The organism is Paenibacillus pedocola, assembly GCF_031599675.1.
GTDB classification, from domain to species: domain Bacteria; phylum Bacillota; class Bacilli; order Paenibacillales; family Paenibacillaceae; genus Paenibacillus_AQ; species Paenibacillus_AQ pedocola.
On the sequence record NZ_CP134223.1, the window covers coordinates 4,338,999 to 4,361,204 of the forward strand.

Below are 22,206 nucleotides of genomic sequence, written 5' to 3' on the forward strand. Positions count from 1 at the left end.
CTTCATTTCATTTATTCTCCTTGCAGGCAGCTCATTCTATTAGGCTTTAGCACTTTCTTTTACGATGGCTACAACCAGTTCAGCAGTTTTGACGATATCCTCAGCTTTGATCCGTTCCTTGGTCGTATGAATATGCTCATAGCCAATTGCCAGATTCACCGTCGGAACCTTCAGTCCGTTGAATACGTTAGCGTCGCTTCCGCCGCCCGAAGGGAACAGGCGGGTCTTCAACCCCAGTGAATTAATAGCCCGGTCGGCAAGCTGAACTACAGGATCATGTTCATTGAAGCTGAACGCGGGATAGATAATCTCACTGCGGAACTCGCACTCTGCACCATATTCCCGCACTGTAGTTTCCAGCGCTTCACGCATGGAAGCGATCTGCAGCTCGACCTTCTCCTGTACAATACTGCGCGCTTCTGCGTCCAGCTGTACATGGTCGCAGACGACATTCGTCGGACCGCCGCCTGCGAACTTACCGATGTTAGCGGTTGTTTCTTTATCGATGCGTCCCAGCTTCATCGCTGAAATAGCCTTGCTGGCAACCTGGATGGCGCTGATACCGTCCTCTGGATTAACACCTGCATGCGCTGATTTCCCGAAAATCTGCATCGTAATTCTCGCCTGTGCCGGCGCGGCTACAGCAATCCCGCCAACCTCACCGTTGGAATCAAGGGCGAAGCCCATATCCGCATCCAGATGGCTCGGGTCCATCGCCCGTGCGCCAAGCAGTCCGGATTCTTCACCCGCTGTAATCACGAACTGTATCTGCCCGTGCGGAATCTTCTGCTCTTGAATGACGCGGATCGCTTCGAACAGGGCAGCAAGTCCCGCTTTGTCATCGGAGCCGAGGATTGTAGTGCCGTCGCTGGTAATCCAGCCGTTTTCCCCGAGGATCGGTTTGATATTTTGTCCCGGAACCACGGTATCCATATGACAGGTGAACAGCAGCTTAGGTGCTGCCGCACCGCTGACGGCTGCCCAGGTTACGAACAGATTGCCCGCTCCATGTCCGGTACGCTCCTGGGAGTTATCCTCGATGGCTGTTAGACCCAGAGCACTGAATTTTCCTTTTAGCACATCGGCTATCTGCCGTTCATTTCCGGTTTCGCTGTCCACACGGACAAGCTCCATGAACTCCTGAATCAATCGGTCTTGTACTATCACTTAGGCTTCCCTCTCTTTCACAGATACGTTACAATAGTGGTAATGCTTATTTTCATGTACGCTTTTAACTTAAACTAATCCCAAAGGAGTCACACATGAATCGTCAAAAATGGTTTCGTGTCGTCATTTATGTCATGCTGATCGCCATGGTCGCCTCAACCGTGCTGCTGGTAATCGAGCCCTTTATGGCCGGTTAACGGACAAGCCTTGACACATTAATAACAGCGTCCGGTTTCCGGGCGCTGTTTGGCCTGCCGCAGCTGCCGCTTAATCTGCCGGAACCGGGCTTTCCGCTCGAACCGCTTCATAAGGAAAATGGCGCAGAAAATAAGGAATCAATGCCTCCGCCACCTGTTCCAGTTCAAAAGAACGGCCGCTGCATTCCTCCAGTGACGTGATTCCATAACTCGAAATGCCGCAAGGAATAATCCCCTGAAATCCGCGCCGTCCGATTCCCTCCGAGATATTGAAGGCAAACCCGTGGCTGGTGATAAAGCCTCTGCGTGATCTGCTTTTGTTGAACTTGACACCAATCGCACAGATTTTCTCATCCCCGACCCATACACCGGTATATTCCGGCTTGCGTGTCCCCTCTATTCCCTGGGCTGCCAAATAATCAATAATAACAGACTCCAGGCGGCGCAGATAACCGCGTAAATCCACCTTGCCCTCTTCCCCGAGCTTTAGCAGCGGATAGCCGACAAGCTGGCCCGGCCCATGATATGTAATGTCTCCTCCGCGGTCGATTTCAAACAAGGCAATACCTTGCTCCTCCAGCTGTTCCTTGCTTAAGAGCAGATGCTCCGGATGATTCTGTGAACCGATGGTGTAGGTAGGCGGATGCTGCAAAAGAATCAGCTGTTCATTAGCCTCTCCGGCATCGATCGCCAGTACGGATTTCTTTTGCAGCTCCCAGGCCGTTCCATACTCCATCAGGGGGTGATATGAAAGCTCCAGCTTACCAGGTTCCGGTTGATTCATCACTTCAGCTCCCCGCTTGGATTTCAGTCTTCCGAATTAGGATTCATATATAAACTAATACAATTTGGTGTCGGGCGTATAGCTTTCCAGATTATCTTTTACACGTTGCAGGAAACGGCCGCAAATGACGCCGTCCAGAATCCGGTGATCCAGGGACAGACAGATATTGGCCATGGAGCGCACGGCAATCATGTCATTGATAACAACAGGCCTTTTGACAATGGATTCGAATGTCAGAATCGCCGCCTGCGGGTAGTTGATGATCGGATAGGACAGAATAGAACCGAAGGAACCGGTGTTGTTGACGGTAAAGGTACCGCCCTGCATATCATCCAGGCGCAGCTTACCCTCGCGGGTTTTCTGGGCCAGTTCATCGATCTCGCGGGCCAGTCCGGCTATATTCTTCTGGTCGGCCTTTTTGATAACCGGCGTCATGACGGAATCCTCTGTACCGACAGCAAGCGCGATATTGATATCACGTTTGACGATGATTTTATCAACGGCCCAAACCGAGTTCATAATCGGGTAATCCTTGATCGCACTGACCACAGCCTTCATCATAAAGGCGAGATAAGTCAGATTGATCCCTTCCTTGCGTTTGAACTCATCCTTTATTTTGTTGCGCAGCACGACCAGATTGGTTACATCCACTTCAATCATCGTCCAGGCATGCGGAATTTCCGATACACTCTGGCGCATTCTTGTCGCGATTGTGTTGCGGATCGGTGTAACGTCGATCAGATACTCCGAGCTGCTGCCAAGTCCGCCTTCCACCTCAATCGTTGGAATACGCGGGGACTCGCTCAGGTGAAGACCGGAATGACGGACCGGCTCCAGCTTCTCCTGTACCTCCGCCTGAATGGCCTGCAGCGCAGGCTGCTGGGAGGCTTCAGGTACAGTCCGGGCTTCAGGCGCTGCGCCCGGCTGCGGGGTCGCAGCTTGAGCGGCAGCAGCGCCGCCGTTCTCCAGGAACATCAGCACATCCTTGCGTGTGATGCGTCCGCCGAGTCCGGTGCCCGGCACGGCGCCTAGGTCTATGCGGTGCTCAGCGGCAAGCGTCTGCACCGCCGGCGAGTAGCGGGAGCGCATCGGCGCGTCCGCTGCTGAAGGAGCCAGCGCAGCCGGTCTGCCCGGTGCGGCAGGCGTGCTCGGGGCAGATGCTGCTGAAGCCGCCGGTGCGGAGCTTCCGGCAGGCGCAGCAACGGCGATGCGGGCGATGATCTCGCCCACGCTGACCGTCTGGCCTTCCTCGGCCAGCAGCTCTACCAGCGTACCTTCCACGGTGGAAGGGAGCTCGGCATTCACTTTATCGGTAATGAGGTCACAGAGCGGTTCATATTGCTCTACCAGATCCCCCGGCTTCTTCAGCCACTTGCCAATCGTAGCTGACACCAGCGATTCCGCAAGCTGCGGCATAATCACATCAGTCAGCTTTGTATTGTCAGACATGTTGTCACTCCTTAAAAGTTTTGTAAGCAGATGCTTCCTGGGATTACTTCGTACAAAACTCACTTCGAAAGCATACGCTTAAAGTTTTGTAAGCAGATGCTTCCTGGATTAACTTCGTACAAAACCCGCTTCGGAAGCATGTTAATTAGTACTGTGCCAGCCGGAGCATTTCCGCCTTCACTTTATCCTTGCTCAGCATGAAGAACTTCTCCATCGGCGGGCTAATCGGCATCGCCGGCACATCAGGGCCGCACAGCCGGAAGATCGGCGCGTCCAGCTCGAACAGGCAGTGTTCAGCGATAATCGCTGCCACCTCTCCGCCGATGCCCCCGGTTTTGTTGTCCTCGTGGACAATCAGCACCTTGCCGGTCTGGCGGGCCGCCGCAATAATCGCGTCACGGTCAAGCGGCTGCAGGGTGCGCAGATCAAGAATATGCGCGGTAATCCCTTCCTCGCGCTCCAGTTCCTCTGCTGCCTGCATCGCAAAATGCAGCGGCAGACTGTACCCGATAACCGTGATATCACTGCCTTCACGCAGCAGGTTCGCTTCGCCGATCGGCACGGTGTAATCACCTTCAGGCACATCTTCCTTAATCAGCTTGTAGCATTTCTTATTCTCAAAGAACAGCACCGGATCAGGGTCCCGTACTGCTGATTTCAGCAGTCCCTTGGCATCGGCTGCCGAATAAGGCGCTACAATCTTCAGTCCGGGCGTACCGAAGAAGATTGATTCCGGGCACTGGGAATGGTACAGTCCGCCGAAGATCCCTCCGCCGATCGGCGCACGGATCACAATCGGACAGCTCCAGTCGTTATTGGAACGGTAGCGGATTTTGGCCGCTTCACTGATAATCTGGTTGGTGGCCGGGAGCATAAAGTCAGAGTACTGCATTTCCGCAATCGGCTTCATGCCGTACATTGCTGCCCCGATGGCAACACCTGCAATCGCCGATTCGGCCAGCGGTGTATCCATTACACGCTCTTCCCCGAATTGCTCCTGCAATCCCTTAGTGGTGGTGAACACACCGCCCTTAAGGCCAACATCCTCGCCGAGCACAAATACCGAATCATCGCGTTCCATTTCTTCCTTCATCGCCAAACGGATGGCATCGATATATTCCATCATCGCCATGAGTTATGCTCCTCCTTTGAGGCCGGAATCATCGTACACATGCAGCAGCGTGTCTTCCGGTTTCGGAAACGGTGCATTTTCCGCGTATGCGATAGCCTCTTTAAGTTCCAAATTATATTCAGCGGCAAGATCACGCTCCTGCTCGTCACTCCACAGTCCTAGTCCGGTCAGATAGGTGCGGAACGCGGCAATGCCGTCTTTTTTCCAGTTCTCGTCGACCTCTTCCTTGGTCCGGTAAGCCAGATCATTATCAGAGGTGGAATGCGGCGACAAACGGTACATCATCGCTTCAATCAGTGTCGGCCCTTCCCCGGCAATCGCGCGCTCCCGCGCCTCCTTAACCACGCGGTACACTTCAAGCGGATCATTACCGTCAACGCGCACGCCCGGGAAGCCGTAGCCCAGCGCACGGTCACTGATTTTGCCGCCAAGCTGCTTGTGGACCGGAACAGAAATGGCATACTGGTTGTTCTGGCAAAAAATAATGACCGGCAGCTTATTCACACCCGCAAAATTGCAGGCTTCATGGAAATCCCCCTGGTTGCTGGAGCCTTCTCCGAAGGTGACAAAGGACACGAATTTCTTCTTCTTCATCTTAGCTGCCAGAGCGAAGCCAACCGCATGCGGAACCTGGGTTGTCACAGGACTTGAGCCCGTCACGATGCGCAGGCGCTTGCTGCCGAAATGGCCCGGCATCTGCCGGCCGCCGCTGTTGGGGTCCTCCGCCTTAGCGAATACGGACAGCATCAGCTCACGCGTAGTCATGCCCACCGACAATACAAAGGCGTAATCACGGTAATACGGTAAAAAATAATCATTCTGCCGGTCCAGCGCAAACGCTGCTGCAACCTGCGCCGCCTCCTGGCCGATACCGGAGACATGAAAGTTAATCTTGCCGGCACGCTGCAGCAGCAAACTGCGCTCATCGTATTTGCGCCCGAGCTGCATATATCTGTACATATCAATGACCTGGCCGTCTGTGAGTCCAAGCTGTGAATGTCTGTTAACCGTTCCTACAGTAGTACCTTGGGATTCCATACAGAGGTACCTCCTAAATATTTTGATAGCTATACTGCCTGCTGCTTCGTACAACTCCATCTATTATGCCCTGATCTTATAACCAGGTACTAAACCTAACTCAAGATCATTATAAGCCCTTTACAGTCAAAAAGAAAAGAGAGGAAAAGCCGGAATAGCGCTATTTTACGGTCATCTGACGTAATTAGCTCTCTTTCGGCTTCCTTTTATTACCCGCATCGTTTCCTAGAATCCTATTGCTCTGCCATCCACAGCCAGCATTGCTTCTCCAATAATCTCGGACAAGGTCGGATGGGCATGGATCGCTTCCCCGATCTCCCAAGGTGTGGCATCCAGCAGCTGCGCCAGCGCAGCTTCCCCGATCAGGTCGGTCACATGAGGACCGATCATCTGCACCCCAAGAATATCCCCGCTGGTGCGGTCAGCTACAACCTTGACGAAGCCATCCTTCATCCCATACACAATCGCCTTACCGATGGCCGAGAACGGGAATTTCCCGGTGACCACATCATGACCCAGGCTCTGGGCTTCCTTCTCTGTATAACCGACACTGGCTACTTCCGGCCTAGTATAGACACAGCGAGGGACAAGGTGGGCATGATACGGATGAAGCTTCTCCCCGGCCAGATGATTGACGGCACGAATACCTTCATGGCTCGCGGCATGGGCCAGCTGCAATCCCCCGATACAGTCGCCGATCGCATAGATATGGGGCTCGCCTGTCTGCATGTTGTCATTGACCTCGATAACCCCTTTATCAAAGCGGATATCGGTATTTTCCAGCCCGATATTCTCAACATTGGCTACTCTGCCTACAGAGACCAGCAGCTTTCCGGCGGACAGGGTCTGGCTCTGCTCCCCTTTGCGGGCTTCGATGGTAATACCGTCCTCCGTCACCACGCAGGTCTCCGCATCGACAGTGGTTCCGGTCAGAACCTTCACTCCGCGTTTTTTGAGCAGGCGCATGAGCTCCCTGGCAATCTCCGCATCCTCCAGCGGCAGCAGCTGGTCTGCTGCTTCCACAACCGTAACCTGGACACCAAAATCCGCCAGCATTGAAGCCCATTCCACTCCGATCACTCCGCCGCCTACGATAATGATCGAAGAAGGCAGCTCTTCCAGCGTCAGCGCTTCCTCACTGCTGAGAATAACTTGGCCGTCCGGCTTAAGGCCGGGCAGTACACGCGGACGGGAGCCCGTCGCGATAATCAGATGGGTAGAGACCACCGTCTCCATTTCGCCATCCTCCAGCTCCACTGCCACCGCACCGCTGCGCGGGGAGAAGATTGAAGGGCCGATAATCCGTCCCTTGCCCTTCAGCACCTGAATTTTATTTTTGCGCATCAGAAACTGTACGCCCTGGTGCAGCTGCTCGACAACAGCTTCCTTGCGGCTCTGTACTTTCGGAAATACCAGCTTTACGCCGGCAGTTTCGATGCCGTAGCTCTCGCTCTCTTGTATTTCAGCATATACCTCTGCACTGCGCAGCAGCGACTTGCTCGGAATGCAGCCGCGGTGCAGGCAGGTTCCGCCCAGTTTGTCCATTTCGATGACGACGACAGACTTGCCCAGCTGGGCCGCGCGGATCGCTGCCACATATCCGCCGGTTCCTCCGCCCAGAATAGCCACGTCACAGGAAATTGTCATTATATGTATCCTCCAGTCATTACTCATAAGTTCTGCATAACTCCCTACATTGTACTCCCTTTTAAGCCTAATACAAAACTTATAAACGTCATGTAAACATGGACTTTTACCGGTTGAAGCGTTATCATATGGGTGAATCCAAAGGCCTGCAAGGGAGATGAATCCTAAATGAAACTGCTCATTTCACGCTTCATTGCTATTCTCATTCTCGTTCTTCCGGGTCTGATGGCGATGAAGGGCTTCCTGATGATGAAGGATGATATTTTCAACTACGTCTCCATGCACGGCGATGATACTGTAACCCCCGTATTCGCCTGGCTGCATTTTGGCGGCGGACTGCTTCTGTTCCTGGCAGGAATGAGCTTCCTCGGCGGCTGGATTCTGACCAGAGACCGCAAGAAGAACTACGTGGGACCCCGATTCCGGGAAAAGCAAAAAGCCCAGCAGCCGGCCTCACCGGATACAACGGTTTAAACATACCGCATTCTAAGGTTCCACACTATCCCCTTTAGTTTAGTCTTCAATTTCGATCTTATATAAATACAAAAGGCAGCTCCGGCAAACCCGGAACTGCTTTTTGTATTGCTTTATTCCGCCCTTGAAGCTGCTGAAGCCCCCCGCACCAGCTCACTGTACAGTCCGCCCTGCCGCAACAGCTCCTCATGGGAACCCTGCTGCTGCAACCGTCCGTTCTTGAGCACCAGAATGCGGTCTGCAGCGCGGATCGTACCCAGCCTGTGGGCAATGACAAAGCTGGTCCGGCCCTTCATCAGCGCCTGCAGACCCTCCTGAATCTTGATTTCGGTCACGGTATCAATGCTGCTTGTTGCTTCGTCCAGCACGAGCATCGACGGGTTAGCCAGAATCGCCCGCGAAATCGCCAGCAGCTGCTTCTGCCCCTGGCTGATCCCGTTTCCATCCACCGACAGCATCCGGTCATACCCGCCGCGCATCCGCATAATAAAAGCATGGGCACCAGCAAGCTTCGCCGCCTGCTCCACTTCCTCATCCGTAGCCTCCAGCCTGCCGTAGCGGATGTTGTCGCGGATCGTCCCCTTGAACAGAAAGGAATCCTGCAGCACAAAAGCCATATGGCTGCGCAGACTTTCCCGCCGGATGGAGGACAAGTCCTGGCCGTCGAGGGTAATGCTGCCTTTGTCCGGATCATAAAAACGCGACAGCAGCCCGATCAGCGTTGTTTTACCTGCACCCGTAGGCCCGACCAGTGCGATCATCTCACCAGGCTTCGCTTCAAAGCTGATATCCTGCAGAATATCAGCCCCTTCGTCATAGGAGAAGGATACCCCCGAAAACTTCACCGCACCTTCCACATGCTCCAGCAGATGTGCAGCGCCTTCATCCCTCGCTTCCTTCTCCTCGTCCATCACTTCGAACACCCGCTCCGCTCCGGCAATCGCCGACAAAAGGGTGTTCCACTGATTAGCCAAGTCATTCAGCGGCCGCGTGAACTGGCGTGTATATTCCACAAAAGCGATAATCACTCCGACAGTGACCAGGCCGCGGATGGCCAGCAGACCGCCGACCCCTGCAACGATAGCAAAGCTAAGATTGTTAAGCCCGTTCATCAATTTGGGAATAAAGCCGGAAATCGACTGTGCCCAGTACCCGGACAGCATAATACGCCCGTTCCGCTCGCGGAAACCGTTGATTACCCGTTCCTCCTGGGAGAAGGCCTTTATAATCCGCTGGCCGGATAAGGTCTCCTCAATGAATCCGTTAAGCTCGCCCAGATTGCGCTGGCGCTCCTTAAATAGCGGGCCTGTACGCCGCGTAATCCAGCGCATGCCAAATGTCATCAGCGGCACGACAATGAACGTCAGCAGAGTCAGCAGCGGACTCAGCCACAGCATCACTCCAACCGTCCCCAGTAAGGTCAAGACACTCGAGAAAATTTGGATTGCCGAGCTGTTAAGCGTCGAGCTGATATTCTCGATATCATTCGTCAGGCGGCTCATAATCTCACCCTGCTGCCTGCGGTTAAAGAAGGAGATCGGCAGACGGTGTAAATGTGCGAACAGATCCGTACGGATCCGGTATACCGTCTCCTGGGCAATTTCGATCATCCAGATATTCTGCAGCCACGACGTAAGAGAATTTAACACATAGACCGAGGCCAGCGTGATTAAAAAAACGATCCAGGTGCTGCCCCCGTCTCCCTCCAGGTAATGATCCACCGCTCTGCTGATCAGATAAGGCCCCAGCAGGGCAAGCCCGGAGCTGAGCAGCACCATTACCAGCACCAGGATCAGCTTTGCCTTGCGTGCAGCCAGATAAGCCCAGATCCGTTTCAGTGTAGCTGATGAATTTTTCGCCCTGGCTTTCGGCTTCCGTCCGGCGGGGGATCCGAAGCTCTTCCCCTCACCCAGCCCCAGTTCCAGCTTCGGATGGCGGAAAGGCTCAAGTAGTGCTTTGAACATGCTGCGCCGCCTCCTCATTCTGTGATTCATTAATTTTGCGGTAAAGGGCTGAATCCTTCATCAGCTCCCCGTGTGTTCCCCCGGCGATCAGCCTGCCCTCATCAAGCAGCAGAATCAAATCAGCAGAGACAGTAGAGCTAATCTTCTGGGTAATGAGGAAGGTGGTGCAGGACATTTTTTTGAGTTCTTTCAGCAGCAGCCCCTCGGTTACCGCATCAAGGGCACTGGTGCTGTCATCCAGAATCAGAATTGCCGGCTTCCTTACGAGTGCCCTGGCAATGGTCATCCGCTGTTTCTGGCCTCCGGACAGATTGACCCCGCGCTGGCCCAGCATCGTCTCATAGCCTTGAGGCAGACCAGTGATCGTCTCGTGGATCTGGGCTGCCGCAGCCGCCTGTTCAATCTCCTCTGCCGTAGCATGCTCATTTCCCCAGGCAATATTTTCACGCACCGAACCGGAGAACAGCATGATCTCCTGCGGAACATAACCAATAGACCTGCGCAGCCTGCTAACCTCCATCTCAGAGCTGTTCTCTCCATCAATCCTGATGATCCCGCTGTCAGGCTCGTATAGACGGGGAATCAGGCTTACCAGCGATGACTTTCCGGAGCCGGTTGCACCCATGATGGCTACACGCTCACCAGGCTGAACCGCAAATGAGATTTGCTCCAGCACAGCTATATCGCTTCCCGGGTAACTGAAGCTTACATCAATGAATTCCACTCTGCCTTCGATGGATGCCTCTTCATGGGTTTGTTTCACCAGATTTTCCCCTGCCGCATGTGACCCGCTTACCTGTACATCTGCCGATCCGATTTCTCCCCGGTCCTCAGGCGAAGACATTACTTCTGAAATACGCTGCTCCGAAGCAACAGCCCGGGAGAAAGTCGCCATAATCCAGGAAAGGGCCGACATCGCCCCAATGGTACGCAAGGAGTAGTTAATAACCGCGACAGTCTCCCCCAGTGTAGCTTGCCCGGCAGAAATTTCGATTCTCCCAAACCACAGCACAGCTACAATTCCCGCGTTGACAATCAGCATAATGAGCGGTCCCATCGTTTCGGTTAACCTTAACGCAGCAACAGTGGATTTCATCAGACTCCCGCTGTACGAAGCAAAGCGGCCGATCTCATGACCCATACGCACAAATACCCGGATGAGCCGGATACCAGTAAGATTCTCCTGAATGACACCGTTTACACCGTCAACTCTGCTCTGCACAATCTTGAACAAGGCCGAAGACCTGCGCATCACCCAAGTCAGGACCACAATCAGCAGCGGCAGCGTGACGGCCAGCAACAGGCCCAGCTTCACATGCACGACCAGCGCCATGATTACACTGCCCAGCACAACCAGCGGTACACGGGTCATAAAACGCAGTGCCATAAATACCGTATCCTGCAGCTGCGTTACATCCCCGGTCAGCCGCGTGATCAGCGAAGAAGTCTGAAAACGGCTGAACACTTCATAAGTGAAGGACTGCACCTTTTCGTACAGCTTATCCCTAAGATCATAAGCAAAGCCCTGGCTGGCATGTGAGGCAAAAAATGAACTCAAAATGCCTGCCGCAAACGCTATTACAGCGCTAAAGGTAAGCACTCCGCCCCACAGCCAGACCACTGTCATATCCTTTTCCCTGATTCCGTTATCGATAATCTTCGCGATCAGCAAGGGCTGTGAAAGCTCCACTGTAAGCTCAATTCCCATCATTACCAGTGCGGCAATAGCAGCTACCCTGTATTTTTTGAGATATAAGAAAATTAGGTTCATCGGCGTTATCCTCTTGTTCTATTCGTAAAGTGCATCCCGCAAACGGGTAGACATTGCTGAGCCTTGTCCGCTCTTCAAAATAACCCTTCGCAGTGCCTTGTTGCTGCGTTGTAGTTCTGCCAGCTCGTCCATCATTTCCGACATTAGGCTTTGCGCCTCTGCAGACAGCCCCCCGTTTTCCATCACCCCAGCCAGTCTTTCTTGGAACTGCTCCAATTTATCCGTCACCTGCCATACTTCCTTCCTAATAAAAGTTCTCCAGCTGAAAACACAAGTGCGTACATTATAACACATCTGCAGAAATGATCCTTTACCTCAGGTGCGCCCGCAGACTGAAAGTTTAGGGGTTCAACATGTTTTCACTAGCTAGCTCGGCTGCTCATATGATACTCTAATAAAGTCGCATTTTTAGGAATACTATACTTCAGGTTATAGAGCGAAAGGATAGATGGACGTGGCACAGTTGTTTTTCAAGTATGGGGCAATGAACAGCGGTAAATCCATTGAGATTCTCAAGGTAGCCCATAATTACGAGGAGCAGGGCAAGTCGGTGCTCATTTTCACTCCATCCCTGGACGATCGGGACGAGGTCGGGTATATTTCCTCCCGCATCGGACTGCGCAAGCAGGCCATACCTGTCGACGAGAATACAGATATTTTCAGCATTGTAAGCCGTAATCTGCCGAAGCCCCACTGCGTGCTGATTGATGAATGCCAGTTCCTCAGCAAAGACTGCATCCTCCAGCTTGTGCGGATCGTGGATGAATTGAACATTCCGGTCATGGCCTTCGGCCTGAAAAATGATTTCCAGAACAATCTTTTCGAAGGCAGCAAGTATATGCTGATTTACGCCGATAAAATTGAAGAGATGAAGACCATCTGCTGGTTCTGCGAACGGAAAGCCACGATGGCGCTGCGGGTTGAGAACGGCAAGCCCGTCTACAGCGGCAAACAAATCCAAATCGGCGGCAATGAAGCTTATTACCCGGTCTGCCGCAAATGTCACAAGAATCCTCCTTTGTAAAAACGCAAAAAGCATTCCGGTACCGCTCTTTTTACGGCCGGAATGCTTTTTTTTTGACGCAAATCTTAGGATTGAATGACCTTGAGTGCCTCATATTCATCTTCTTTGCTTACGAACAGCTCATGTCTAGACGCCATATTTCCGCCATAGTGGTTACGGCTTGATATGACACGCATGCCTCCGTTAATTTTAGAACGGTGCCGGATACCTGCAGCACTAAGCCGGTTCTTGATTAGGAAATATTGCCGCTGGTCAAAAGTCGTAAACAACAGTGTTCTTTCCTGCGGTAAAAAGAAATGCAGTATGCTTTTGGCTAAGCTCATACGCTTCTCCTCCTGTAATTCACCGCTTATTGTCCCGCCGGTCACGCCTGCTTCAAATAACGCTCCTGCAATACATTCATATGATGCCGTTCATGTCCGATGATCACGCAGGCCTGGGCTCTGACTGTCATAGGTACCGAGAAGAACTGGCCAGCCTTGGTCCACGAATCAGCCGGCAGGCTTTCCAGAAGTGCAAGTGTAGACTCACGCACGATCCGGTAATGAAGCAGCATTTCCTTTAAGCTGAACCGGTCGAAATCCCCTGCCGCTACATAATCATTCTCCTCATATCCGGGCAGCGGCGCCTGCTCACCTCTGGCAAAACAAAGCAGGCGGTAAGACATGATCCTGTCGTTATCCGTCAAATGGCCAATCATCTGCTTGATGCTCCACTTTCCCGGGGCGTACCTGTAGCTTCCCTGCTCTTCGGTGAGACCCTCCAGCAGCGCAAAGATTTCTTTTGACTGCTCGCGGAGAATAGTTGCCAAATCTCCCTCAGATGGTACTAAAGAGATGTACGCTGTCTGATACTCCAAATATTCGCTTTTTTCCGGACGCTGATTCATATAAACGGCCCCTTCCACTCCCAATTTTATGAAAAACTAGTCCAAGAGCATAAAATGTTATTGTTGTATTTTAGTATATTATGTATAATCTTTGCAAGATTAAGGAAAAGTTAATCTATTCATCGGGAGTGTAGGCATGCTGGATTTTTTTTTATTCATTTTGTTTTCGGTACTTGAAAGTACCGCGTTATTTTATCTGGCATTCAAGATATTCAAGATTGACCTCTATCCGAAAGAAATTGTTTTTGCAGGTCTAATTATGGCCTTCTTCTCCTATGAAGTACGAATTGAGAGTGGCATGGCAGAAATCGATGTTTTTACCCAGTACCTGCTAGTCTTTTGTTTTATATGGATGCTGTTTCGGATTCATGTTTTTTATGCCGCTATCATGACAGGTATGGTCTACCAGTTCTATATGCTTATCCAATCTTTATTATATTTATTGATGAAACCTATAGGTGTCATCGGCTTAGAGTTCCACTCAGTGACGATAGGAGTATATTTAATGCAAACCCTGTCTGCCTTGACAGCCTTCAGTATAGGACGCTTTATCGGGAAAAGAAGAAAAGGATTTGATTTTATCCCGGACAAGCCTGAAGTGAAATTAGTTATTAACAGTCATAAAAAGATTCTTTTTGCATTAAGCCTCCCTTCTATTCTTATAATCTTCTTAATGATATATCTTTCTGAGAATTTCTCGCAGTTTTTCATTATCATTCCTATTTGTTATGCTGTACTCTTATTCGGATATTTGAATTTCTCATTCAAAACGAACCGCGGTGATGACTTCTGAACAGCCTTGCTATAAAAATTTCAGTCGCCCTGAAGCGGGCCAATCCAGAGGAAACCTGCTCTGTTGAAATCATGCAATATGCCCTGAACATCATCCTAAATACCCTGCTAACCATCACAGCTTCCCTTGCCCTTGGCTGGCTGTTTAATAATTTCACTCAAACATTAATCTTTTACTTCTGTTTTTCTGTACTGCGTCTATGTTCAGGAGGCTTTCATCTTAAAACAGCAGCAGCCTGCAACGTTGTTACCACTTTAATTTGTGTAGCCCCCCCCTTATTAATAAATATCACTGGGACCTCGCTTTGGATAATAAATGCTTTATCCTTTTTCATTATGCTTTTATTTGCCCCCAACCCGGATAAAAATGCACAAATTCCGTTCAGATATTATCCAGGGTTGAAGCTGGCTTCCATAGTATTGGTAGGGTTGAACTTTTTTATTGGCTCGTCTGTCATTGGATTGGCTTATCTCGTGCAATCCTTAACAGTAATTCCATGGAAAGGGAGGTTAAAAGTATGAAATCATTCATTGCTAAGCAAACTTCTTCAATGCTTGAAGCATCCGCCCGATTCTTCGCTACTGTTATGAAGATTGGTCTGCACAGCCCGGAAGCACCTAAAGAATTGCGTAAGTAATCAAACAAGGATGGGGAAAACATGCGTGTCTTACAAAACGACGGCTCCTCCCTGGATATTAGGGAAGAAGATATATTGTATTTCTCAAGTTTTAAGAATGCAATATTCGTCCATACGAAAGAAGGCGAGTTTGTTCTCCCCACTACTCTTTCCGATCTGTTGATTGCTTACAAGGGTAAAGGATTCGAACGCCTTGACCGTAACAATGTTGTCAGTCTTGACAAGGTTGACAAGTACGACGCCGAGCGGAAAATCGTTCATTTTTCCCAAGCCGAACAATTTGCGACTGTCTCGGAGTCTAACGAACCTCGCATCAAAAGATTTCTGGCTTCCCGCATAAAAGAATCCGCAGACTGAGCGTCTGCGGATTTTTAGTTCTCTATTAATCCCAGCGTCTAGCAGACACCGGGATTATTTTCAATTCAATATTAGCAATAATAAACCAAATATTATTACATATTCATCCTGTTTTGTAAAGGGTGATTCGCAGGGTGAATGCCAGGAGACGGATAACCTTCCAAATGGTACCATTTAAATAGATTAGCTACAATTTAAATCATTATACTATTTGATGGAGGAATCTAATGGATTATTATTTTCATCCTTCTCCGCGACCCTCATCACTTGAATTATTATCTGACGAGCAGTTGTTGAATATCTATGAATTAGCGGTGGAGGCAAAAGCTTCGCCTGATTTTATTGAAATCATAGTAAGTGTTCTATCTGGAAGAAAATCTGCAGCCTCGAAGATTCAGGATGTGTGAGCACACTATTCCGGCCCACTTCTACATAATTCTTTTCAATAACCATATCTAAAGAAGCCATCCCTCACTTCCGTGAAGAGGATGGCTTCTTTGCATGCGGACCGGAACACATCGAGATACTCGTCCGGCTACTCGATAAATTCAGTTTTGAACACATTATCCAATTTCCCGCCAAGTCTTTTTTTGAGCGGCACCTTAATATCACGGCCAAGTTCCTTGAAGAAGGTATCCACATCACATTTCACATTCTGTGCCATAGCAATAACCGTTCCGTCACCTACGATGTTCTGGTTTACTTCAAGAGGCACATCGACTTCGATGTCGTATTTCTTGGTTAGGGTTTTGATGTACCGGGCGAAAATCTCCAGTAGCTCTTCATTGTTGAAATTTTCGATTGCGGCTTTTCCCTTGGTGGTAAATTTCATGTTAATTCTCATTAATAGATATCCCCTTTTCTGTCGAACCATTTTTTGTTGGTTTATGGATCAAGATGAATAGATGGCTGCAAGAAAGGGCAACATTATTCATTTTTGAAAACTGGTTGTACCGGCTCACAGCTATTTAAAAGCCCCTTTAACCTGCTGCGCCTTAAACTGGGTAAATTCCTTCAAAGCCTGAATAATCTCGTCCTGCTCCTCTTCCTTGAGCTCGTAGATATACTCCCTCAGCCACTCCCCGAACAGATAGGCTTGCCGGCCTTTGCGGGGCTGCTTCCGCAGTGAATCCAGATTTCCTTCAAACTTGTCATTGAGTACATCCGTAAGATTATATTTCTCAATTTTTTCTATTACCATTCCTGCCCCATATTCCGTTTCATAAACGATCACTTCGTCTGAATCAAACGAAACATAAGACGTCTCCTTACCTTCCTTAGCCCGAAACGCCTTCAGCTTATTAAAAGCTGTCTCATATCTGTAATCCTGTGACTGCTTGTATCCCTGCTTCAACGTCTTAATATATTCAATATCAGGCATGTAATCGGCCAGGTGGTACATCCGGTTCTTGAGATCACTTCCGAGCGCTTCGATTATTTTGTCCAGGTTGTCTTTTAGAGGAATGCTTTCTCCCCGTTCAATCTTGCTGAGCTGTGAGTAGCTGATGCCGCTCTTCTCTTCCAGACCCCTTAAGGTCAAACCTCGCGCTTTCCTGAAGTGCCGGATAAAGTCTCCGAGCTCATCGGGATAATGATCGAAATCGTTCATGGGGTCACCTCTACCTCTATCATAACACAAGATAACACTTTGTGTTTCAATATAACAATTAATACCTGATTATTTACTCACCATTCTTGCCTAATGTCCTTCGATTTAGAAGGATACATTGTATATAACGCTACCGCTAAAGCCGGAAGAATAAGCGCAGAAACAGCTAAAGCAATCTGATAATTATTTCCGCCAAAAACAAATAAATTAATAATCATTAAAAAGAAAAGTATAAAATATTTAAAAAAGTTCTTAATAATTTCTAATGGAATCCCCAAAATTAGCCAAACAATCTTTAGCTTCAAGCCCTCTTGGAATCCCTGAATATAATCTGCCCATACACTTTTCAAGCCAGACCAAATGATTTTTCCCGTCAAGGCTACCCCATTTTGTATTCCGTGTAATACCGTAAGATCAGTATTAATGGATGTATATATATGGGGGAATTCTCCCGTAAAATTCATATTGAATACTTTAATCTCCAGCGAAGCCCCGCTAGGGATAAAAATTTCAGTCGCCCCGCCGTATACAAGTAACCCCAAAATGATAAATAAAATTAACGTGCTCCACACTTTATTTTGATTATCAAACATATGATTGCTCCTCATAACTATATTGCTCAATAATACGATAACTGGTCATAATAAAACACTCCTTCATTGGATTCTGATACCCAATAAAGGAGTGAAATTTATACATATACTGAGAAGAAATAGATCGGCTTAAAAACCTCACGTATCCTGCTCCTTACCCTTTCAAGACACCTTATGCTCAATCCGCAGCTTGTCGGCTACCATGGCAATAAATTCCGAGTTAGTCGGCTTAGATTTGGAGATATTAATGGTATAGCCGAACAGGTGGGAGATGCTGTCGATGTTGCCACGGGTCCAGGCGACCTCAATTGCATGGCGAATGGCCCGTTCTACGCGGGATGGAGTGGTCTTGAACTTCTCCGCAATGGCTGGGTAGAGCGTTTTGGTAATGGCTCCGAGAATTTCAATATTGTTATAGACCATCGTAATCGCTTCACGCAGATACTGATAGCCTTTGATATGTGCGGGTACACCGATTTCGTGGATGATCGAAGTAATATTGGCATCCAGATTCTTGCCCTTGGAGAGCGGCACAACATTGTTATTGGAAGATGCTCTTGAACCGGAATAATTGGACATGTTCGGGGAACTGCTCATACTGCCCTGTGCACCGACCAGCTGACGCACACGGTTGGCCAGCACTTCCATATCGAACGGCTTCAAAATATAGTAAGAGGCGCCAAGCTGCACAGCCCGTTGAGTGATGTTCTCCTGGCCGAATGCAGTCAGCATAATAATCTTTGGTTGAGGATTAAGATCCATATCACGCAGGCGTTCCAGAACGCCGAGTCCGTCCAAATGCGGCATGATAATATCGAGGATTAGTACATCGGGAATTTTTCTTGCCCCGCTAAGCATTTGAAGCACTTCTTCACCATTGTAGGCGATGCCCGTAACGGTCATATCTTCCTGTTCCGTAATGTATTCGGCAAGCAAGTTTGTAAATTCCCTATTATCATCGGCCAACAACACTTCAATATTCTGCACTGGCTGCTTCCTCCTTATTCATCTCTGCGATTTCTAAGTAACATTTATCTGTCCTCCCTTACATTTTCGACATGCACTCTAAATATCCTTCTGTCGAAAATTATTTTTCTTTATTTTTTTTCGGCGTTGGATTATAATTAATTATTTTATTTCATCTTTCGATGTTTATCGCTGAGCTTCGACAAAAAAATCTTAAGGCTATACCGCCTTAAGATTGTAGGGAGAACCTTCTATTTGCTCTGCTACACCGGAGTCTTTGAGCATCCATTCGATGAAGCAGCCATACCCCGATTTGGGATCATTGACGAATACATGGGTTACCGCTCCGATTAAACGTCCGTCCTGCACAATAGGGCTGCCGCTCATGCCTTGCACAATGCCGCCGGTCTTCTCAATCAAGCGCGGGTCGGTAATGCGCAGCACCAGCCCTTTGGTTGCCGGCGTCTGCTGATGCGCTACATGGATGATCTCCACATCAAACCGCTCCACCTGCTGCCCGTCAACCACGGTTAGAATCTGCGCCGGACCTTCCTTCACTTCATTGCTCATTGCAACCGGAATCGGCTGTTTATAAAGACTGTGCTCGGGGTTCCTGGTCATTTTGCCGAAAATTCCGAAATCCGTATTGCTCTGCACATTCCCCAGCACCTGGCTCTCCTTGAGAAAAACAGCACGCTTCTCTCCGGGATCACCATCCTGGCTCTTGGAGATCGAGGTTACAGTGGATTGCACGATATGACCGCTGCCCACCACAATCGGAGTACCGGTGTTCATGTCCGTAATGACATGGCCCAGAGCGCCATAAACTCCCTGCTCCGGAGCATAAAAGGTTAAGGTGCCGACACCCGCCGCGGAATCACGGATATAAAGCCCCAGTCTCCATACCTTGTCATTACGGTCATAAGCGGGAGTAAGCCTGGCTGTATGCTCTTTACCGCCGCGTTTGTACACGATGGTCAGAGTGTCTCCTGCTTTGCCTGCACGCTCCACCAGCTTCGCTACCTTGGATACCTCGTCCAGCTTCACCCCGTCAATGGAGACCATCAGGTCACCCGGAACAAGCCCGCTGTTCTCTCCGGGGGAAAGCTTGGACTGCTCAGACACTTCAATCAAATGATGGCCAACAACAAGTACACCTGCAGATTTTACTTTCACGCCAATCGTCTGACCTCCCGGAATAACCTTAAGCTCCTGGTCAGTTCCTTGCACCTGCTTGTTCAGTTGATCAAGCGGTGCAGCATAGCTCTGAAGAGGTCCCGTTATGCCTGATAAGCTTAGAAAGAAGGCAAATAAAAGACCGGGCATTAACTTCCTGAGGTTCGGCTTCAATGGCTGTCACGCTCCCTTTTGCTTCTTTCGCTTGACGAAAAAGGTGGTCGCCAATTGCGTACCTATAAGATAACCTTGCCCCCAGGCTTTTATTACTGTCAATCATTGTCCCGCTTACCCTATGGCTGCTTTGCTGGCCTCGGCCAGACCGAGCATTTCCTGTGCGTGATGCAATGTTTTTTCGGTAATTTCCACGCCGCCCAGCATGCGGGCAAGCTCCATGACTCTGCCTTCTGCTGTGAGGGAGTCCACTTCGGTCATTGTGCGCCCGTCCTCGACTTTTTTGCGGATCAGATATTGATGGTCGGCCATACAGGCCACTTGCGGCAGATGCGTAATGGAGAACACCTGGCACGTGGAGGACAGCTTGTACAATTTATCGGCAATGGATTGGGCTGCACGTCCGCTGACCCCGGTATCCACTTCATCAAAAATCAGCACAGGTATAGCATCCGTCCGGGCAAAAATACTCTTCATCGCCAGCATAATCCGTGACAGCTCCCCGCCTGAGGCGATTTTGCCTAGCGGTCTAAGCGGCTCCCCCGGGTTCGGGGAGATCATAAATTCGGCGCTGTCGATTCCTTGCCGGGTCAGCCGGTAACGGCGGTCCTGATATTCTACGCCCCGCGGATCCTCCAGCGTATCCAGCTTTACCTGGAGCGACGTCCGCTCCATCTGCAGATCCTTGAGCTCGCCTTCAACCTGAGTAGAGAGGTCTGCCGCACACTGACTTCGTGCCCTGCTAAGTGCCCGTGCTGCTTCCATTAAGGTGCTGAGCAGTCCATCCCGCTTCACAGTCAGCTTCTCGATGTATTCATCCTTATTCTCCAGCAGATCCGTCTCCCGGTGAATCTGTTCGTAATAGGCCAGAATCTGCTCGACACTGTCCCCGTATTTACGGCGCAGGCCGGTGATCAGATCAAGGCGGTTCTCGATCTCCTCCAGCCGGGCCGGATTGAACTCGATATCCTCCCGGTAGTCCCGCAGCTGAAAAGCGGCATCCTCCAGCTGATAATAGGACGACTGCAGCTGATCCAGTACCGAGCGCAGCCCCTTCTCATCGTAACGGACCGCATCCTCCAGCCGGGAGATGACGTTACCGATGGACTCCAGGCCCTGCCTGTCATACAACAGCTCGTATGCGCCGGATACCGAATCCATCATTTTCTCGCTGTGGGATAGTTTGACCCGTTCTTCGGCAAGTAATTCATCTTCTCCCGGTTTTAATCGCGCAGAAGAAATTTCCTCCAGCTGAAAACGGTACAAATCCAGCATTTGATACGCTTTTTGGCTGGATTCCTGAAGTTCCCGCAGTTCTTTTTCCACCTTGGCAAACGCGGAATATTTCTCTTGATAATCGGCTTTGAGCGGTCCGATTATGGCTTCGCCATATGTATCCAGCAGCCCGAGATGACGCTCCGCCTTAAGCAGATTCTGGTGTTCATGCTGGCCGTGGATATTTACCAGCTGCTCACCGATTTCACGCAGCATGCTGAGATTAACCATCTGCCCGTTAACGCGCGAGGTGCTTTTGCCAAGGGAGGTGATTTCTCGGCGGATGACCAGATGCTCTTCACGATGACCCCCGATGCCCAGACGCTCCAGCGTTTCCCACACCGGATGGCCGGCGGGCAGACTGAACAGCGCCTCCATCTCTGCCTTTTCGCAGCCGTAGCGGATGGAATCCGCGGAACCGCGGCCGCCGGCAATGAGGCCCAGCGCATCGATAATGATCGATTTCCCGGCACCGGTCTCCCCTGTAAGTACATGAAAACCAGGATAAAAATGCACATCTACCGCTTCAACAACGGCTAGATTGCGGATCGACAAGGTCTCTAACACGAATACTGCACCTCCGGAAAGATGTTTCCCATGAATGTATTGAACTTGTTTAAATTGAAATTAGGAGATATATCCCATTATTTGCGCAATTACGTTCTTGCTGTCTTCCGGCTGCCGGCAAATAATCAGAATGGTATCGTCACCGGAAATGGTGCCCATAATCTGCGGCCAGTCAATATTGTCAATCAGCGCCGCCACCGAGTTAGCCGTTCCCGGAAGACATTTCATAACCACAAGGTTGCCGGAGTAATCAATCTGGACAAAATTATCCACCAGCACTCTTTTTAGCTTCTGTGTCGGATTATAGCGCTGGTCGGTCGGAAGCGAATATTTATATCTTCCGTCATCCATCGGCACCTTGATCAGCAGCAGCTCCTTGATGTCCCTGGATACTGTTGCCTGGGTAACCTGGAAGCCCGCTTCACGCAGTGAATCCACCAACTCATCCTGTGTTTCAATGTCTTTCTGTGTAATGATCTCACGGATCTTGATATGCCTGTGTCCCTTCATTATTGCCTCCTGT

Annotated in this window: 26 protein-coding genes; 8 read left to right on the forward strand and 18 right to left on the reverse strand. The window is 50.0% G+C overall.

Annotated features, from left to right (window positions below; translation table 11 throughout):
• Positions 1 to 39 precede the first annotated feature (39 nt).
• Positions 40 to 1,167 (reverse strand): M20/M25/M40 family metallo-hydrolase, encoded by a 1,128-nt coding sequence (locus QU597_RS19335; RefSeq protein WP_310829426.1) that lies wholly within the window; start codon positions 1,165 to 1,167, stop codon positions 40 to 42.
• A gap of 95 nt (positions 1,168 to 1,262) precedes the next feature.
• Here QU597_RS19335 and prli42 point away from each other — a divergent pair, with 95 nt between their 5' ends.
• On the forward strand, positions 1,263 to 1,364 hold the full coding sequence (gene prli42, locus QU597_RS19340; protein ID WP_108722016.1) for a stressosome-associated protein Prli42: 102 nt from the start codon (positions 1,263 to 1,265) through the stop codon (positions 1,362 to 1,364).
• Between the two features lie 70 nt (positions 1,365 to 1,434).
• On the opposite strand, the gene lipB is transcribed toward prli42, so the two are convergent.
• The 5 genes from lipB to lpdA form a co-directional block, all read right to left on the reverse strand.
• Positions 1,435 to 2,148: a lipoyl(octanoyl) transferase LipB gene (gene lipB / locus QU597_RS19345; protein ID WP_310829427.1), complete on the reverse strand. Its 714-nt coding sequence runs from the start codon at positions 2,146 to 2,148 to the stop codon at positions 1,435 to 1,437.
• 54 nt (positions 2,149 to 2,202) lie between these two features.
• Positions 2,203 to 3,597 (reverse strand): dihydrolipoamide acetyltransferase family protein, encoded by a 1,395-nt coding sequence (locus QU597_RS19350; protein WP_310829428.1) that lies wholly within the window; start codon positions 3,595 to 3,597, stop codon positions 2,203 to 2,205.
• Between the two features lie 145 nt (positions 3,598 to 3,742).
• Positions 3,743 to 4,729 (reverse strand): alpha-ketoacid dehydrogenase subunit beta, encoded by a 987-nt coding sequence (locus QU597_RS19355; RefSeq protein WP_206101221.1) that lies wholly within the window; start codon positions 4,727 to 4,729, stop codon positions 3,743 to 3,745.
• 3 nt (positions 4,730 to 4,732) lie between these two features.
• On the reverse strand, positions 4,733 to 5,767 hold the full coding sequence (locus tag QU597_RS19360) for a thiamine pyrophosphate-dependent dehydrogenase E1 component subunit alpha (RefSeq protein ID WP_206101222.1): 1,035 nt from the start codon (positions 5,765 to 5,767) through the stop codon (positions 4,733 to 4,735).
• Between the two features lie 225 nt (positions 5,768 to 5,992).
• Positions 5,993 to 7,414, reverse strand: a complete 1,422-nt coding sequence (gene lpdA / locus QU597_RS19365; protein WP_310829429.1) for a dihydrolipoyl dehydrogenase — start codon at positions 7,412 to 7,414, stop codon at positions 5,993 to 5,995.
• A 168-nt stretch (positions 7,415 to 7,582) separates the two neighbouring features.
• Between lpdA and QU597_RS19370 the strand changes: the two genes are divergently transcribed.
• Entirely contained in the window at positions 7,583 to 7,888 is a 306-nt protein-coding gene (locus QU597_RS19370; RefSeq protein ID WP_236331882.1) for a DUF2627 domain-containing protein, read from the forward strand.
• A 113-nt stretch (positions 7,889 to 8,001) separates the two neighbouring features.
• On the opposite strand, the gene QU597_RS19375 is transcribed toward QU597_RS19370, so the two are convergent.
• Genes QU597_RS19375 through QU597_RS19385 form a run of 3 tightly spaced genes read right to left on the reverse strand, consistent with a single transcriptional unit; the run spans position 8,002 to position 11,851 of the window.
• Entirely contained in the window at positions 8,002 to 9,852 is a 1,851-nt protein-coding gene (locus tag QU597_RS19375; protein WP_310829430.1) for an ABC transporter ATP-binding protein, read from the reverse strand.
• Complete coding sequence (locus QU597_RS19380) at positions 9,833 to 11,623, reverse strand: ABC transporter ATP-binding protein (protein ID WP_310829431.1); 1,791 nt, start codon at positions 11,621 to 11,623, stop codon at positions 9,833 to 9,835. Before QU597_RS19380 ends, QU597_RS19375 begins: the two co-directional genes overlap by 20 nt.
• A gap of 18 nt (positions 11,624 to 11,641) precedes the next feature.
• A complete protein-coding gene (locus tag QU597_RS19385) occupies positions 11,642 to 11,851 on the reverse strand; it encodes a hypothetical protein (RefSeq protein ID WP_206101227.1) in 210 nt (69 codons plus the stop codon).
• A 226-nt stretch (positions 11,852 to 12,077) separates the two neighbouring features.
• Between QU597_RS19385 and QU597_RS19390 the strand changes: the two genes are divergently transcribed.
• Entirely contained in the window at positions 12,078 to 12,647 is a 570-nt protein-coding gene (locus QU597_RS19390; RefSeq protein WP_206101228.1) for a thymidine kinase, read from the forward strand.
• Between the two features lie 65 nt (positions 12,648 to 12,712).
• Here the strand turns inward: QU597_RS19390 and QU597_RS19395 are convergent, their stop codons facing one another.
• Together QU597_RS19395 and QU597_RS19400 are read right to left on the reverse strand one after the other, a co-directional pair.
• A complete protein-coding gene (locus QU597_RS19395; protein WP_206101229.1) occupies positions 12,713 to 12,970 on the reverse strand; it encodes a putative signal transducing protein in 258 nt (85 codons plus the stop codon).
• Positions 12,971 to 13,011: 41 nt separating this feature from the next.
• Complete coding sequence (locus QU597_RS19400) at positions 13,012 to 13,536, reverse strand: DinB family protein (protein WP_206101230.1); 525 nt, start codon at positions 13,534 to 13,536, stop codon at positions 13,012 to 13,014.
• Between the two features lie 136 nt (positions 13,537 to 13,672).
• Here QU597_RS19400 and QU597_RS19405 point away from each other — a divergent pair, with 136 nt between their 5' ends.
• From QU597_RS19405 to sda, 5 genes are all read left to right on the forward strand, one after another.
• Positions 13,673 to 14,329, forward strand: a complete 657-nt coding sequence (locus QU597_RS19405; protein ID WP_310829432.1) for a hypothetical protein — start codon at positions 13,673 to 13,675, stop codon at positions 14,327 to 14,329.
• A gap of 29 nt (positions 14,330 to 14,358) precedes the next feature.
• Positions 14,359 to 14,850 carry an accessory gene regulator ArgB-like protein gene (locus QU597_RS28785; RefSeq protein ID WP_332461408.1) on the forward strand — a complete coding sequence of 164 codons (492 nt, stop codon included), beginning with the start codon at positions 14,359 to 14,361 and terminating at the stop codon, positions 14,848 to 14,850.
• Positions 14,847 to 14,966: a cyclic lactone autoinducer peptide gene (locus tag QU597_RS19410; RefSeq protein WP_206101232.1), complete on the forward strand. Its 120-nt coding sequence runs from the start codon at positions 14,847 to 14,849 to the stop codon at positions 14,964 to 14,966. The genes QU597_RS28785 and QU597_RS19410 overlap by 4 nt, the downstream gene beginning before the upstream one ends.
• Before the next feature lie 21 nt (positions 14,967 to 14,987).
• Positions 14,988 to 15,323, forward strand: coding sequence for a LytTR family transcriptional regulator DNA-binding domain-containing protein (locus tag QU597_RS19415; protein WP_310829433.1), 336 nt, complete (start codon positions 14,988 to 14,990; stop codon positions 15,321 to 15,323).
• 227 nt (positions 15,324 to 15,550) lie between these two features.
• Complete coding sequence (sda, locus tag QU597_RS19420; RefSeq protein WP_310829434.1) at positions 15,551 to 15,730, forward strand: sporulation histidine kinase inhibitor Sda; 180 nt, start codon at positions 15,551 to 15,553, stop codon at positions 15,728 to 15,730.
• Positions 15,731 to 15,858: 128 nt separating this feature from the next.
• On the opposite strand, the gene QU597_RS19425 is transcribed toward sda, so the two are convergent.
• The 7 genes from QU597_RS19425 to ahrC form a co-directional block, all read right to left on the reverse strand.
• Complete coding sequence (locus QU597_RS19425; RefSeq protein ID WP_054941481.1) at positions 15,859 to 16,167, reverse strand: hypothetical protein; 309 nt, start codon at positions 16,165 to 16,167, stop codon at positions 15,859 to 15,861.
• A gap of 120 nt (positions 16,168 to 16,287) precedes the next feature.
• Positions 16,288 to 16,932 carry a helix-turn-helix domain-containing protein gene (locus QU597_RS19430; RefSeq protein ID WP_310829435.1) on the reverse strand — a complete coding sequence of 215 codons (645 nt, stop codon included), beginning with the start codon at positions 16,930 to 16,932 and terminating at the stop codon, positions 16,288 to 16,290.
• Between the two features lie 77 nt (positions 16,933 to 17,009).
• Positions 17,010 to 17,525, reverse strand: coding sequence for a hypothetical protein (locus tag QU597_RS19435; RefSeq protein ID WP_206101236.1), 516 nt, complete (start codon positions 17,523 to 17,525; stop codon positions 17,010 to 17,012).
• 162 nt (positions 17,526 to 17,687) lie between these two features.
• Complete coding sequence (gene spo0A, locus QU597_RS19440) at positions 17,688 to 18,512, reverse strand: sporulation transcription factor Spo0A (RefSeq protein WP_236331999.1); 825 nt, start codon at positions 18,510 to 18,512, stop codon at positions 17,688 to 17,690.
• A 198-nt stretch (positions 18,513 to 18,710) separates the two neighbouring features.
• Positions 18,711 to 19,817: a SpoIVB peptidase gene (spoIVB, locus tag QU597_RS19445; protein ID WP_310829436.1), complete on the reverse strand. Its 1,107-nt coding sequence runs from the start codon at positions 19,815 to 19,817 to the stop codon at positions 18,711 to 18,713.
• 138 nt (positions 19,818 to 19,955) lie between these two features.
• Entirely contained in the window at positions 19,956 to 21,683 is a 1,728-nt protein-coding gene (recN, locus tag QU597_RS19450) for a DNA repair protein RecN (protein ID WP_310829437.1), read from the reverse strand.
• A 60-nt stretch (positions 21,684 to 21,743) separates the two neighbouring features.
• A complete protein-coding gene (ahrC, locus tag QU597_RS19455) occupies positions 21,744 to 22,193 on the reverse strand; it encodes a transcriptional regulator AhrC/ArgR (RefSeq protein ID WP_310829438.1) in 450 nt (149 codons plus the stop codon).
• Positions 22,194 to 22,206: the final 13 nt, after the last annotated feature.